Genomic DNA, 13,655 nt, shown 5'->3' on the forward strand with positions numbered 1-13,655 from the left:
AGTGTGGGAGGGGGCTTGCCCCCGATGAGGCCCGGTCAGGCGACACATCTTTAACGCTCCTGCGCTCTGTAGGCCCCCGGCGTGAGCCCCGTCCACTTCTTGAACGCCCGATGAAACGCCGACGGTTCTGAAAAGCCCAACTGCTCGGCGATCGCTTGCAACGACAAATCCGCCCGGCCCAAGTGGTAGATGGCGATGTCCCGCCGCAGTTCGTCCTTGAGCGTCTGGAAACTGGTGCCTTCTTCGCGCAAATGCCGACGCAGGGTTTGCGGGCTGACGTGCAGGTGTTGGGCGACGGCTTCCAGATCCGGCCAGGGCGTGCGGTCGCGACTTAACAGACGACGCAACTGGCTGCTCAGGCTATCGCCTTCATCCGGGCGTGACAGCAGGTCGGCGGGGGAGCGTTCGAGAAAATGTTTGAGGGTGCGTTCGTCCTGCAACAGCGGCAGGCTCAAATAGCGGGCGGGAAACACCAGGCTGCTGTTCGGTGCACCGAACACCAGGGGGCAGGGGAACAGCAGGTCATATTCACTGGCGTGGGCGGGCATCGGGTAGCTGAACGTGGCCTGGTGCAGCCGGATGCGCTGGCCAATCAGCCAACTGCCCAGGCGATGCCAGATCACCAGCAGGCATTCGCTGAGAAAGTGGTCCGGGTCCCATAGGTGCGAGTCATCCAGGCTCAAGTGGGCCATTTCGCCATCTAGCGTCAGCTGCCAGCGCGGGCCTTGTGGGAATAGGCTATAAAATAATAAGCCGCGTTCCAGGGCCTTCTCCAGCGTGCGGCAGTGAATCAGCGCGTGGCACATCATGGCAAAGGTGCCGCGTTTGCTCGGGGCCTCGGCGAACCCCAGGTATTCGTCGTCCAGCCCCTGCCAGAGCATTTGCAGCAAGTGGGTAAATTGTTCCGGGGTGATGCGGGCACGCGCTTCGGTCAACAATTCAGGAGTGATGCCCACCTGCTGGAGCAGGCCCGAATAATCGTAACCGGCCCGACGCGCACCCCCGAGGGCAGCGCGGGCGTAGTGACTGGCGATGGTACGTTCACGCATGCGGGGCCCTCGTTGCGGAAGGCCAGAGGGTAGTCATTGACGAGCAGGGCAACAAGGCGGATATCCGCCAAATTGTAGGACGGGATCGGGCCGTGCGGCGGAAATCCGCCAACCGCTTCGGTGGCGGGAACCCTGCTTGGAAACCCTAAACCCTGATGTCTAAAGGCCTTTAGCGGATTTGCCGAAAGTGGCACGGCGTTTGCGATACACAAGACAGCGCAGGCTTAGTCCTACAGGCCTCGTAAACAACAAATCCCTCCAGTGCAGGAGGGTTCGCAATTCAAGTGCCGTGGGCAATGGCGGATATTTGCCCCATGGGACGTTTGAGGAATTTCGCAATGACGACTCGTCAGCCAATCTACAAATCCCTGTATTTCCAGGTGATCGTTGCAATCGTTATCGGTATTTTGCTGGGCCACTTCTACCCGCAGACCGGTGTGGCCCTCAAGCCGCTGGGTGACGGGTTTATCAAACTGATCAAAATGGTCATTGCGCCGATCATCTTCTGCACCGTTGTCAGCGGCATCGCCGGCATGCAGAGCATGAAATCGGTCGGCAAAACCGGCGGCTACGCGCTGCTGTACTTCGAAATCGTATCCACCATCGCCCTGCTGATCGGTCTGGTTGTCGTGAACGTTGTGCAACCGGGCGCCGGCATGCACATCGACGTGGCCACCCTGGACGCGTCCAAAGTCGCGGCTTACGTGACTGCCGGTAAAGACCAGAGCATCGTCGGCTTTATCCTCAACGTTATCCCGAACACCATTGTCGGCGCCTTCGCCAACGGCGACATCCTGCAAGTGCTGATGTTCTCGGTGATCTTCGGTTTCGCCCTGCACCGCCTGGGCGCCTACGGCAAGCCGGTACTGGACTTCATTGATCGCTTCGCCCACGTGATGTTCAACATCATCAACATGATCATGAAGCTTGCGCCGATCGGTGCCCTGGGTGCGATGGCGTTCACCATCGGTGCCTACGGTGTAGGTTCGCTGGTGCAACTGGGCCAGTTGATGATCTGCTTCTACATCACCTGCGTCCTGTTCGTGCTGGTGGTGCTGGGCGCCATCTGCCGCGCCCACGGCTTCAGTGTGATCAAACTGATCCGCTACATCCGTGAAGAGCTGTTGATCGTACTGGGTACTTCTTCTTCCGAATCCGCACTGCCACGCATGCTGATCAAGATGGAGCGTCTGGGCGCGAAGAAATCCGTGGTAGGCCTGGTGATCCCGACCGGCTACTCGTTCAACCTCGACGGTACCTCGATCTACCTGACCATGGCGGCCGTGTTCATCGCCCAGGCGACCGACACCCACATGGACATCACCCACCAGATCACCCTGCTGCTGGTGCTGCTGTTGTCCTCCAAAGGTGCTGCCGGCGTGACCGGTAGTGGTTTCATCGTACTGGCGGCAACCCTGTCGGCCGTCGGCCACCTGCCGGTTGCCGGCCTGGCGCTGATCCTGGGCATCGACCGCTTCATGTCCGAAGCCCGCGCACTGACCAACCTGGTGGGTAACGCAGTTGCCACTATCGTTGTGGCCAAGTGGGTCAAGGAACTGGACACCGACAAGCTGCAAAGCGAGCTGGCGTCCGGTGGTACCGGTATCTCCGAAACCCGCGAACTCGATGACCTGGGCGTGGCCGAAGGCCCTGCACCTGTGGTCAAGTAAACGACTGATGGCGTGAACTCACGCTAGCCGTCATCTGCAAACGCCCCGACTGGTTCGGGGCGTTTGCGTTTGTGCGCGGCCACTTTTGAATTCTTTTGCTTTACAGTAAATAAATATTTCAGCAACAACGCTGGCGGGAGGCGTGATGGACAGTGTGGATCTGAATGTCCTGCGTAGCGTGCTCGAATGGCGCCGCGCCGGGCAGCGAGTGGTGTTGTACAGCGTGGTGCAGACCTGGGGCAGTGCCCCGCGCCCACCGGGGGCGATGCTGGCCTTGCGCGGCGATGGGGTGGTGATTGGCTCGGTTTCGGGTGGGTGCATCGAGGATGACCTGATCGCGCGCCTGCAGGATGGCCGCTTACCCGCTGACGGCCCGCCCGTGCAATTGGTGACCTACGGCGTGACGCGCGATGAAGCGGCGCGTTTTGGCCTGCCTTGCGGCGGCACCCTGCGCCTGACTGAAGAGCGGGTGGATGACTGGGGTTGGGTCGAGGAATTGCTGGCGCGTTGTGAGGACCATCAAGTCGTCGCGCGCGAGCTGAACCTGGTCACCGGCGAAGTCACCTTGAGCAGCGCGAGCAAGACCGACGTGGTGAGCTTCGACGGTGAACGCTTGCGGGCCATCTACGGCCCGCGCTGGCGCCTACTGTTGATCGGTGCCGGGCAACTGTCGCGCTACGTGGCCGAAATGGCGCGTTTGCTGGATTTTGAAGTGTTGATCTGCGACCCGCGTGAAGAGTTTGTGTACGGCTGGGAAGAGCAACATGGTCGTTTTGTGCCGGGCATGCCTGATGAAGCGGTATTGAGTATCCAGACCGACGAGCGCACGGCCATTGTCTGCCTGACTCACGACCCGCGTCTGGACGATATGGCATTGCTGACTGCGTTGAATTCGAGTGCTTTTTACATCGGTGCGCTGGGGTCGCGGGTCAACACGCAAAAACGCCGGGAAACCCTCGCTGCATTGGGCTTATCGGCGGCGGCGATCGCGCGGTTGCACGGGCCGATTGGGTTGCATATCGGCAGCCACACACCGGCGGAAATCGCTCTGTCGCTACTGGCGGAAATTGTCGCGATCAAAAATGGCGTGGCGCCGATGCAGAAAAAACCCTTGCCGGTGGTGGTTGAGTGACGCTCGCCGCGATTGTGCTGGCGGCAGGGCAGGGCAGCCGGTTTCGCGCTGAAGCGGGGAGGGATCAGGATAAGTTGCTGGCGCCCTGCGTCGGTCGGGACGGCGTGACGCGGCCGGTGATCGAACAGGTGCTGGTGAATCTGCCGCAGGGGCTGGTGGAGCGCTGGGTGGTGACTTCGCCGGATCGTACGGCCGTTATTCAGTTGGCCAAAACGTATGGCTGCAAGGTCTTGTTGCTGCAATCGGCCGGCATGGGCCACAGCATTGCCGCAGGCGTCGCGGCCAGCGCTTCGGCGCAGGGCTGGCTGGTGGTGCTGGGGGATATGCCGTTTATTCAGGCCTCGACAATCGAGCGCGTGATGGAAGGTCTCGATAGCATCAACGTGCCCGTGCATGCCGGGCGATATGGGCATCCGGTCGCGTTTGCCCGCGCATTCGGGCCTGCCTTGATGGTATTGACCGGGGACCGTGGTGCCAAATCGCTGTTTGCGCAGGCTGCGCTGAAGGAAGTGCCGGTGGATGACCCCGGTGTGTCATGGGATGTGGATGTGCCCGCGTCGTTGGATTACCGCTAATCAGCAACCATAAAAAAGCCCCGCCTGATCACTCAGGCGGGGCTTTTTAGTGGCTCATGGAATCAGACGAGAGGTTTGGTCTCGTGTTCTTCTTCCTGGGCCTGGTGCTCTACCACTGCTTCAGCAGCGGCGTGCTCAACCACGGTTTCAGCAACCGGGGCTGGCGCCTCGACGGTTTCGACTACGGCTGGAGCAGCAGCAGCAGCAGCAGCAGCGGCGGCTTCAGCTTCCTTGCGACGGCGACGCACTTCACGAGGGTCGTTCGGTGCGCGGCCGTTTTCGGTCAGGGCGCTGGCAGGGGGCGTTTCGACCACTGGCGCTTCAACTTCGGCGACGGCCGGCACTTCGACCGCTGGCGCAGGCTCGGCAACCACAACCGGAGCCGCTTCAACCACTTCGGCAACCGGTGCCGGCGCTTCTTCTACGACAGGCGCAGGCGCTGGGGCTTCAATCGGAGCGGCGGGCTCGGCAGCCCATTGGAAGGCGGTCTGTTCTTCACGAACTTCACGAACTTCACGCACTGCCGGGGCGGCTTCTTCGGCAACCGGGGCTTGAGCCGCGACTTCAACCGGGGCTTCAACCACTGGCTGAGGTTCAACCACTGGAGCCGGTTCAACGGCAACCACTTCGGTGTCTGGCTGGGCGTCGCGAACCGGTGCCACTTCCACTTCCGGAACCACTGGGGCTTCGATCGGGGTGGTGGCTTCAACGACAGGTGCTTCAACTACGGGAGTCTCGGCAACAGGCGCTTCTACAGCAGCGGTTTCTTCGACAGCAGCCGTGGCGCGTTCAGCTTGCTCGTGAGCCTGGGCTTCAGCAGGTGCGCTGATGACCGAGCTGGCAACGGCAGCGGTAACGGCCAGCCCGGCAGCCAGTTCGGCGCCGGTCGGTTCGCTGGTGTGGGCCTGCGCGTTCTCGCCGGCTTCTTCCGAGCCTTCGATCACGTTGCCGTTGGCATCACGCTGACGCTCGCGACGGTTGCTGCGACGACGCTGGCCACGGGAGCGGCGGCGTGGACGGTCGCCTTCGGCGCCTTCCTGGCCATCTTCCTGCGAGTGCTCTTCACCGGTCAGCACTTCTTCTTCGCTGGCGGCAGCGGCTTGCTCGGCGCGTGGTTGACGCTCTTCACGCGCAGGGCGCGGCTGGCGCTCTTCACGTGGGGCGCGTTCTTCACGCGGCTGGCGGGCCGGGCGCTCTTCGGTAGTGGCGGCAGCGCCAGCAACGGCTGGCGCGGCGGCGTCCAGCGGCTCGCGCAGTTCACGCACGCGCTCTTCACGCTCGCCACGTGGCTTGCGGTCTTCACGTGGGGCGCGCGGGGTGCGGGGTGCGCGCTCTTCGCGGGGTGCACGTTCTTCACGGGCGACGGCCGGGGTGTCTTCACGGGCTTCGCGAGGCGCACGCTCTTCACGTGGCGCGCGATCTTCACGCGGTGCACGTTCTTCGCGAGGCTTGCGCTCTTCGTCACGGCGACCGTTGCGGTTACGGCTTTGCTGGCGACCGTTGCGACGCTCTTCGTTGCGTGCCGGGCGTTCGGATACTGGTTTTTCAACCACTACCGGTGCCACAGGCTCTTCCTTGCTGGCGAACAGGCTGACCAGCGACTTCACCAGCCCTTTGAACAGGCTTGGCTCAGGCAGGGCGGCCGGCGCGGCAACCGGGGCTGCGACTTCAACCGGCACCGGTGCGTTGGCGCGGGCCGGCGCGGTCTTCACGGCTGCTTCCTGGCGAACCAGGGTGCGGGTCGCGGCAGCTGGCTGGACTTCTTCCACTTCGGCAGCTGCCGCGGCGATTTCATAGCTGGACTGGCCGCTGTGGGCTTCCGGGCTGTCATCACGCAGGCGCTGCACTTCGAAGTGCGGCGTTTCGAGGTGATCGTTCGGCAGGATCACGATACGGGCGCGGGTGCGCAGTTCGATCTTGGTGATCGAGTTGCGTTTTTCGTTGAGCAGGAAGGCTGCAACCGGGATCGGCACTTGCGCGCGGACTTCGGCGGTGCGGTCTTTCAGGGCTTCTTCTTCGATCAGGCGCAGGATCGCCAGGGACAGCGATTCAACGTCACGGATGATGCCGGTGCCGTTGCAGCGCGGGCAGACGATGCCGCTGCTCTCGCCCAGGGAAGGGCGCAGGCGCTGACGGGACATCTCCAGCAGGCCGAAGCGCGAGATGCGGCCGACCTGTACGCGGGCACGGTCAGCTTCCAGGCATTCGCGGACTTTCTCTTCCACGGCGCGCTGGTTCTTGGCGGGGGTCATGTCGATGAAGTCGATCACGATCAGGCCGCCGATGTCACGCAGACGCAGCTGGCGGGCGATTTCTTCAGCCGCTTCCAGGTTGGTCTGCAGGGCGGTTTCTTCGATGTCGCTACCCTTCGTGGCGCGCGCGGAGTTGATGTCGATGGACACCAGGGCTTCGGTCGGGTCGATCACGATGGAGCCGCCGGAAGGCAGTTCAACCACGCGCTGGAAGGCGGTTTCGATCTGGCTTTCGATCTGGAAACGGTTGAACAGCGGCACGCTGTCTTCGTACAGCTTGATCTTGCTGGCGTACTGCGGCATCACCTGGCGAATGAAGGTCAGGGCTTCGTCCTGGGCTTCAACGCTGTCGATCAGCACTTCGCCGATGTCCTGGCGCAGGTAATCGCGGATAGCGCGGATGATCACGTTGCTTTCCTGGTAGATCAGGAACGGCGCGGAACGATCCAGCGAGGCTTCTTTAATGGCGGTCCACAGTTGCAGCAGGTAGTCGAGGTCCCACTGCATTTCTTCGCTGCTGCGGCCCAGGCCCGCAGTGCGCACGATCAGGCCCATGTCGGCCGGTGCGATCAGGCCGTTCAGCGCTTCACGCAGTTCGTTGCGCTCTTCGCCTTCGATGCGACGGGAGATACCGCCGGCACGTGGGTTGTTCGGCATCAGCACCAGGTAACGGCCGGCCAGGCTGATGAAAGTGGTCAGGGCTGCGCCCTTGTTGCCACGTTCTTCTTTTTCGACCTGAACGATGACTTCCTGGCCTTCGCTCAGGACGTCCTTGATATTCACGCGACCTTCAGGGGCTTTCTTGAAGTACTCGCGGGAGATTTCTTTAAGGGGCAGGAAGCCGTGGCGCTCGGAGCCGAAATCGACAAAGGCTGCCTCAAGGCTTGGTTCGATGCGAGTAATACGGCCTTTGTAGATGTTGGCCTTCTTTTGCTCGCGTGCACCGGACTCGATGTCCAGGTCGTAGAGGCGTTGGCCATCTACCAGTGCAACACGCAACTCTTCGGGTTGAGTTGCGTTAATCAGCATTCTTTTCATGTTGTACCGTCGGTTTCCGGGCTGCCGGAAACGGCGTTCGGCACACACGACTTCTCACGGTCGGTGTCAGGTGCGTCAAGAGTGGTTGGCCACTCCAGTGTCCAGCAAAGCCTGCCAATTGGGCGGGCATCGCGACGGACGCGTCCTGCTTGTTAGCGGTGGTGACAAAGGCACCACTTCAACAAAAGCTAAGGTCAGGAGGAGGAATCAACCGACGACTGTGGACGAGATGAAGCGTCTAAATATAAGCCTAGTGCTACACGGTCCGACGGTTGTGCATCTCCACCCTACACGTATCCCTGATAATTCGGGTGCTGCCGCGCGCAGAATCCGCAGCGGGTTGGCATTTACCGTGTTCTCCAATGGGGAGTCCACGCTCATGGCTAAACAAGACTGAATGTGGGCGATTGCGCTCTCACTCAGCTCTTAACAGGCGTTGTTTCCGAAGCATTCGCCATGGTCTGGCACAAGACTGACTGCACTTTGTGAACTGGCCGTAAATATCGGCGCGCAACGCGAGTATTCACTCTGCGCATCGCACTCGCTTCAGGCCTCATGTCACCTGCGCTTGTTACAATCCTGAGCCTTCCAAGGTGGCGAAAGCCCCGTAGGACGGCCTCGCGTCCTGATGAATTGCGATGGTCAGGGCCGGCAGTTTGCCGCATGTCCTCTGGCCAGGCCGCTTTTGGCGGCGTTCGCGACTATAGCAGCAATGATTAAGTGCTTCAATTCCATAAAAAATTGTTATCATCGCCGCCATGACGACTACCGCCCCCCCGACCCCCAGCGTCCAGCTGCTTGAGGTCTCGCCGGAATATGCCGGCCAACGCATCGACAATTTTCTCCTGGCCAGGCTCAAAGGCGTGCCCAAGACCTTGATTTACCGCATCTTGCGTAAAGGCGAAGTGCGCGTGAACAAGGGGCGCATCAAGCCCGAGTACAAGTTGCAGGCGGGCGATATCGTTCGTGTGCCGCCCGTGCGCGTGCCTGAGCGTGACGAGCCTGTGCCCTTGGCCCAGGGGCTGTTGCAGCGCCTGGAAGCATCGATCGTGTTCGAAGACAACAAGCTGATCGTGATCAACAAGCCGTGTGGCATTGCGGTTCACGGTGGCAGCGGCCTGAACTTCGGCGTGATCGAAGCCTTCCGTCAATTGCGCCCGGATGCCAAGGAGCTTGAGCTGGTCCATCGGCTGGACCGCGATACCTCTGGCCTGCTGATGATTGCCAAAAAACGCAGCATGCTGCGCCACTTGCACACCGCCCTGCGTGGCGATGGCGTGGACAAGCGCTACATGGCGCTGGTGCGCGGCAACTGGGCCAGTTCGATCAAGAGCGTCCGCGCGCCGCTGCAAAAGAGCAACCTGCGTTCGGGCGAGCGCATGGTCGAAGTGGACGAGGAGGGCAAAGAAGCCCTGACCCTGTTCAAGGTGCTGCGCCGCTTCGGTGACTTCGCCACCATGGTCGAGGCCAAGCCGGTGACCGGGCGTACCCACCAGATCCGCGTGCATACCCTGCATGCGGGCCACTGCATTGCGGGCGATACCAAGTACGGTGATGAGGGTTTCTCCAAGGAAATCCGCGACCTGGGCGGTAAGCGCCTGTTCCTGCATGCCTACATGCTTACTGTGCCGCTGCCGGATGGTGGCGAATTGAAGCTGCAGGCGCCGGTCGATGAGATGTGGGCCAAGACCGTGGAGCGTTTGAGTGTCGCACCTTGATTACAAGCTGCTGATTTTTGATTGGGACGGGACCCTGGCCAACTCCATTGGCCGTATCGTTGAATCAATGCACGTGGCGTCTACCCGTTCAGGCTTTGCGTTGTGCAGCGACCTGGCGGTCAAGGGCATTATCGGTCTGGGCTTGCCTGAGGCGATTCGCACCCTGTATCCCGAAATCACCGACCCTGAGTTGATCACTTTTCGCGAGCACTACGCCGATCACTACATTGCGCTGGAGGCTGAGCCTTCGCCGCTGTTTGAAGGGGTTGTGCAATCGCTGGACACCTTCCGTGCCGAGGGTTACTACCTGGCGGTCGCCACCGGCAAGGCGCGTCGCGGGCTGGATCGGGTGCTCAGGGCCCATGGCTGGGAAGACTATTTCGATATCACCCGCGCCGCCGATGAAACCGCCAGCAAACCACATCCTCTGATGCTGGAGCAGATCCTGGCTCATTGCGGCGTGTCTGCCCGCCAGGCACTGATGGTGGGTGACGCCTCCTTCGACTTGATGATGGCGCGCAACGCCGGCATGGACAGTGTGGCGGTCAGCTATGGCGCCCAATCCGCCGAGGCGTTGCAGCCATATGAGCCCAGGGTCATGATCGATCATTTTTCGCAATTGCAGGCCTGGCTCAGCCGGGCCCGATAAGTCTTAGCCGGGGTTGATGGCACATGAGTGACGAGTGGAAAGCGCCTGAAAAGGCAGAAAGTGGTGACGACAAAAGCTGGAAGCTGCTGGAGAAGACGCTTCTGGCCAGCGTCCAGGAGCAACGTCGCGCACGGCGCTGGGGGATTTTCTTCAAGCTGCTGACCTTTACTTATCTGTTACTCATGCTGGCCTTGTTCAGCCCGCTGATGGACATGGAAAAAAGCGCGACGCGCGGCGCCAACTACACCGCGTTGATCGAAGTGCGTGGGGTCATCGCCGACAAGGAGCCGGCCAGTGCCGATAACATCGTCGCCAGTCTGCGTGCCGCATTTGAGGACCCAAAGGTCAAGGGCGTGATCCTGCGCATCAACAGCCCAGGCGGCAGCCCGGTGCAGTCGGGTTATGTGTATGACGAGATTCGCCGTCTGCGCGGCCTGCATCCGGATCTCAAGCTGTATGCGGTGATTTCCGACCTGGGGGCTTCGGGTGCCTATTATATTGCCAGCGCCGCTGACCAGATTTATGCCGACAAGGCCAGCCTGGTGGGTTCCATTGGTGTGACAGCGGCGGGTTACGGCTTTGTTGGCGCCATGGAGAAGCTCGGGGTAGAGCGTCGCACTTATACCTCAGGCGAGCACAAAGCGTTCCTTGACCCATTCCAGCCGCAAAAGGCCGATGAGACCCAGTTCTGGCAGGGCGTACTTGATACTACCCATCGCCAGTTCATTGCCAGCGTGAAGCAGGGGCGTGGCGATCGTCTGAAAGACAAAGAGCACCCGGAGTTGTTCTCGGGTCTGGTTTGGTCAGGCGAGCAGGCGCTGCCGCTGGGCTTGGTCGATGGCCTGGGCAGTGCCAGTTCGGTGGCGCGTGACGTGATTGGCGAGAAGGAGTTGGTGGATTTCACGGTTGAGGAATCGCCGTTTGATCGCTTCTCCAAAAAACTCGGTGCCAGCGTGGCGGAGAAGCTGGCCCTGTACATGGGCTTCCAGGGCCCGAGCCTGCGCTGACAGTTCGGGGCAGGTAGATATCAAAAATGTGGAAGGGGCTTGTGCCCGATGACGGTGTGTCAGCCATAAAGAAGCTGGTGGGTCCATCGCTATCGGGGGCAAGCCCCTCCCACATTTTGATTTATGTTTCTCCTAGGGGATTTGCACGCCTTCGGCCAGCAGCATGTCCACCAGTCGAATCAGTGGCAGGCCTACAAGGCTGGTGGCATCCGGCCCTTCGGTACTCTGGAACAGGCTCACGCCCAGCCCTTCGGCCTTGAAGCTGCCCGCGCAGTCATAAGGCTGTTCGGTCCGCAGATAGCGCTCGATGCGCTCAACGTCTAGTTCGCGCATGTGTACGGTAAACGGAACGCAGTCCACCTGGCAGTGCCCTGTCTTGGTATTGAGCAGCGTCAGGTCGGTGAGAAAGCTCACACGCTTGCCGCTGGCCGCCAACAACTGCTCGCGGGCGTTTTCGAAGGTGTGCGGTTTGCCGATAATCCGCCCGTCCAGTGCGGCAACCTGGTCCGATCCGATAATCAGGTGCTCGGGGTATTGAGCTGCAAGGGCGCGTGCCTTCTGTTCAGCCAGGCGCTTGACCAGTTCCACGGCAGGCTCGTTGGCACGGTGGCTTTCGTCGATATCCGGCGAGCTGCAGATGAACGGCAGGCGTAGGCGGCTCAGCAAATCCCGGCGATAAACCGAGCTGGAAGCAAGTAATAAAGGCAGCATGGGCATCTCCTCAAAGCAGTCGCGGATTCTAGCGGGGCGACCGGCTGACGCACAGGGCTGAATTTCCTTTGACATGGCCGGGTGCATCCCTATAATGCTGCGCCTATGTTGAATGACCCGATTCCACCTCACGTTGACCCGCGCAAATTGGCTGACCGTGGCACCACCCTTCAAGGTGAACTGCTGCTGGCCGATTTGAAGAGACTCTGCGACCCGCTTTCCGACGATGTCGGTACGGTGCAGGCCAAATTCGTTTTTGAACGAGATGAACGCAAATCTGTGGTGATCCACAGCTTTGTCGACACCGAAGTCAAAATGGTTTGCCAGCGTTGTCTTGAGCTGGTCACCCTGCCGATCCACAGCGAATGCAGTTACGCCGTGGTGAAGGAGGGTGCGAATACCCAGTCGTTGCCGAAAGGTTATGACGTGCTGGAACTGGGCGAAGATCCATTGGATCTGCATGCACTGATCGAGGAGGAGCTTCTGCTCGCCTTGCCCATTGTGCCTGCTCATCATCCGGAAGAATGCCAGCAGCCGGAGGGTCTCGATGACGAGGCCGAGCCGAGCGAGGACGAGGTAACGCGGTCCAACCCGTTCAGTGTATTGGCGCAGTTAAAGCGTGACCCAAACGTTTAGGAGTTAATCAATTATGGCTGTTCAGCAGAACAAAAAATCCCGCTCCGCCCGTGACATGCGCCGTTCGCACGACGCTCTCGAGGCTAGCACCCTGTCCGTGGAAAAGACCACTGGTGAAGTTCACCTGCGTCACCACGTATCGCCAGAAGGCGTATACCGTGGCCGTAAAGTGATCGACAAGGGCGCTGACGAGTAATCACTTGTCTGCTCAAGTCATCGCGATTGACGCAATGGGCGGGGACTTCGGTCCCCGCAGCATTGTTCAGGCCTGCATTGCCAGCCTGTCTGCCACGCCCTCGTTGCACCTGACCCTTGTCGGTCAACCCTCACTCCTTGAAGAATTGATTGCCAGCCATCCGGTTGTGGATCGCGCGCGCCTGACGATTACGCCAGCCAGCGAAACCATCACCATGGATGAAAAGCCGGCGGCAGCGTTGCGCGGCAAGCCCGACTCCTCAATGCGGGTGGCCTTGGAGTTGCTGCGTGATGGCAAGGTGCAAGCCTGCGTCAGTGCCGGTAATACCGGGGCGTTGATGGCGTTATCGCGGCACGTGCTCAAGACTCTGCCGGGTATTGACCGACCGGCGATGGTCGCGGCGATTCCGACGCAGAAAGGCTATTGCCAGCTGTTGGACCTGGGCGCGAATGTGGATTGCAGTGCCGAGCACCTGTTCCAGTTCGCCGTGATGGGCTCGGTGGCCGCCGAAGCGCTGGGCGTGGCCCGCCCGCGAGTCGCCCTGCTGAATATCGGCACCGAAGACATCAAGGGCAACCAGCAGGTCAAGCTGGCCGCTACCCTGTTGCAAGGCGCGCGCGGCCTGAACTACATCGGTTTTGTCGAGGGTGACGGTGTATACCGCGGCGAAGCGGATGTGGTGGTGTGCGACGGGTTTGTCGGCAATATCCTGCTCAAGTCCAGTGAAGGGCTGGCGACCATGATCGCCGCGCGCATTGAGGCGTTGTTCAAGCAGAGCATGGTCTCGCGCTTTGTCGGCGCCCTGGCGCTGCCATTGATGCGGCGGTTACAGGCTGACCTGGCGCCGGCAAGGCACAACGGCGCGAGCTTTCTGGGGTTGCAGGGCATTGTGGTGAAAAGCCACGGTTCGGCCGGTGTGGAAGGGTTTCAAAGTGCCATTGCGCGAGCCGTGATCGAGATCCAGGAAAACCTGCCGCAACGGTTGCACGGCCGTCTTGAGGATCTGTTGCCTTAGGCGAATT

12 protein-coding genes are annotated in these 13,655 nt (G+C 60.9%); 9 read left to right on the top strand and 3 right to left on the bottom strand.

What is annotated here, in order from left to right; all coding sequences use genetic code 11:
- Positions 1-50: 50 nt before the first annotated feature.
- Positions 51-1,049 (bottom strand): AraC family transcriptional regulator, encoded by a 999-nt coding sequence (locus AB4O23_RS10960; RefSeq protein ID WP_017529472.1) that lies wholly within the window; start codon positions 1,047-1,049, stop codon positions 51-53.
- A 338-nt stretch (positions 1,050-1,387) separates the two neighbouring features.
- On the opposite strand from AB4O23_RS10960, the gene AB4O23_RS10965 reads away from it, so the two are divergent.
- From AB4O23_RS10965 to AB4O23_RS10975, 3 genes are all read left to right on the top strand, one after another.
- Positions 1,388-2,719: a dicarboxylate/amino acid:cation symporter gene (locus AB4O23_RS10965; protein ID WP_017529473.1), complete on the top strand. Its 1,332-nt coding sequence runs from the start codon at positions 1,388-1,390 to the stop codon at positions 2,717-2,719.
- A 145-nt stretch (positions 2,720-2,864) separates the two neighbouring features.
- On the top strand, positions 2,865-3,851 hold the full coding sequence (locus tag AB4O23_RS10970) for an XdhC family protein (protein WP_065876822.1): 987 nt from the start codon (positions 2,865-2,867) through the stop codon (positions 3,849-3,851).
- Positions 3,848-4,426 carry a nucleotidyltransferase family protein gene (locus AB4O23_RS10975; protein WP_065876821.1) on the top strand — a complete coding sequence of 193 codons (579 nt, stop codon included), beginning with the start codon at positions 3,848-3,850 and terminating at the stop codon, positions 4,424-4,426. Before AB4O23_RS10970 ends, AB4O23_RS10975 begins: the two co-directional genes overlap by 4 nt.
- A gap of 62 nt (positions 4,427-4,488) precedes the next feature.
- Here AB4O23_RS10975 and rne read toward each other — a convergent pair whose 3' ends face one another.
- Positions 4,489-7,707 carry a ribonuclease E gene (gene rne / locus AB4O23_RS10980; protein WP_460063151.1) on the bottom strand — a complete coding sequence of 1,073 codons (3,219 nt, stop codon included), beginning with the start codon at positions 7,705-7,707 and terminating at the stop codon, positions 4,489-4,491.
- Positions 7,708-8,474: 767 nt separating this feature from the next.
- Here rne and rluC point away from each other — a divergent pair.
- Genes rluC through AB4O23_RS10995 form a run of 3 tightly spaced genes read left to right on the top strand, consistent with a single transcriptional unit; the run spans position 8,475 to position 11,090 of the window.
- On the top strand, positions 8,475-9,434 hold the full coding sequence (rluC, locus tag AB4O23_RS10985) for a 23S rRNA pseudouridine(955/2504/2580) synthase RluC (protein ID WP_003175615.1): 960 nt from the start codon (positions 8,475-8,477) through the stop codon (positions 9,432-9,434).
- Positions 9,421-10,083, top strand: coding sequence for an HAD-IA family hydrolase (locus AB4O23_RS10990; RefSeq protein ID WP_017529477.1), 663 nt, complete (start codon positions 9,421-9,423; stop codon positions 10,081-10,083). The genes rluC and AB4O23_RS10990 overlap by 14 nt, the downstream gene beginning before the upstream one ends.
- A gap of 23 nt (positions 10,084-10,106) precedes the next feature.
- Positions 10,107-11,090, top strand: coding sequence for a S49 family peptidase (locus tag AB4O23_RS10995; protein WP_068937867.1), 984 nt, complete (start codon positions 10,107-10,109; stop codon positions 11,088-11,090).
- Between the two features lie 132 nt (positions 11,091-11,222).
- Here AB4O23_RS10995 and AB4O23_RS11000 read toward each other — a convergent pair whose 3' ends face one another.
- A complete protein-coding gene (locus AB4O23_RS11000) occupies positions 11,223-11,801 on the bottom strand; it encodes a Maf family protein (protein WP_460069816.1) in 579 nt (192 codons plus the stop codon).
- A gap of 105 nt (positions 11,802-11,906) precedes the next feature.
- On the opposite strand from AB4O23_RS11000, the gene AB4O23_RS11005 reads away from it, so the two are divergent.
- The 3 genes from AB4O23_RS11005 to plsX are packed head-to-tail and all read left to right on the top strand — an operon-like array spanning position 11,907 to position 13,648.
- Positions 11,907-12,437 carry a YceD family protein gene (locus AB4O23_RS11005; protein WP_017529480.1) on the top strand — a complete coding sequence of 177 codons (531 nt, stop codon included), beginning with the start codon at positions 11,907-11,909 and terminating at the stop codon, positions 12,435-12,437.
- Positions 12,438-12,450: 13 nt separating this feature from the next.
- The gene (gene rpmF / locus AB4O23_RS11010) at positions 12,451-12,633 is read left to right on the top strand and encodes a 50S ribosomal protein L32 (protein ID WP_003179396.1); all 183 of its coding nucleotides are present in this window, start codon (positions 12,451-12,453) and stop codon (positions 12,631-12,633) included.
- Between the two features lie 4 nt (positions 12,634-12,637).
- Positions 12,638-13,648, top strand: coding sequence for a phosphate acyltransferase PlsX (plsX, locus tag AB4O23_RS11015; RefSeq protein ID WP_116079776.1), 1,011 nt, complete (start codon positions 12,638-12,640; stop codon positions 13,646-13,648).
- Positions 13,649-13,655 lie beyond the last annotated feature (7 nt).

Source organism: Pseudomonas sp. H2_A10 (assembly GCF_054680085.1).

What these genes read in the sequence shown, in the direction of transcription:
- AB4O23_RS10960 (WP_017529472.1), bottom strand. Translation starts at nt 1,049, where the DNA reads ATGCGTGAACGTACCATCGCCAGTCACTACGCCCGCGCTGCCCTCGGG.
- AB4O23_RS10965 (WP_017529473.1), top strand. Translation starts at nt 1,388, where the DNA reads ATGACGACTCGTCAGCCAATCTACAAATCCCTGTATTTCCAGGTGATC.
- AB4O23_RS11000 (WP_460069816.1), bottom strand. Translation starts at nt 11,801, where the DNA reads ATGCTGCCTTTATTACTTGCTTCCAGCTCGGTTTATCGCCGGGATTTG.
- AB4O23_RS10970 (WP_065876822.1), top strand. Translation starts at nt 2,865, where the DNA reads ATGGACAGTGTGGATCTGAATGTCCTGCGTAGCGTGCTCGAATGGCGC.
- AB4O23_RS10995 (WP_068937867.1), top strand. Translation starts at nt 10,107, where the DNA reads ATGAGTGACGAGTGGAAAGCGCCTGAAAAGGCAGAAAGTGGTGACGAC.
- rpmF (WP_003179396.1), top strand. Translation starts at nt 12,451, where the DNA reads ATGGCTGTTCAGCAGAACAAAAAATCCCGCTCCGCCCGTGACATGCGC.
- rluC (WP_003175615.1), top strand. Translation starts at nt 8,475, where the DNA reads ATGACGACTACCGCCCCCCCGACCCCCAGCGTCCAGCTGCTTGAGGTC.
- rne (WP_460063151.1), bottom strand. Translation starts at nt 7,707, where the DNA reads ATGCTGATTAACGCAACTCAACCCGAAGAGTTGCGTGTTGCACTGGTA.
- AB4O23_RS11005 (WP_017529480.1), top strand. Translation starts at nt 11,907, where the DNA reads ATGTTGAATGACCCGATTCCACCTCACGTTGACCCGCGCAAATTGGCT.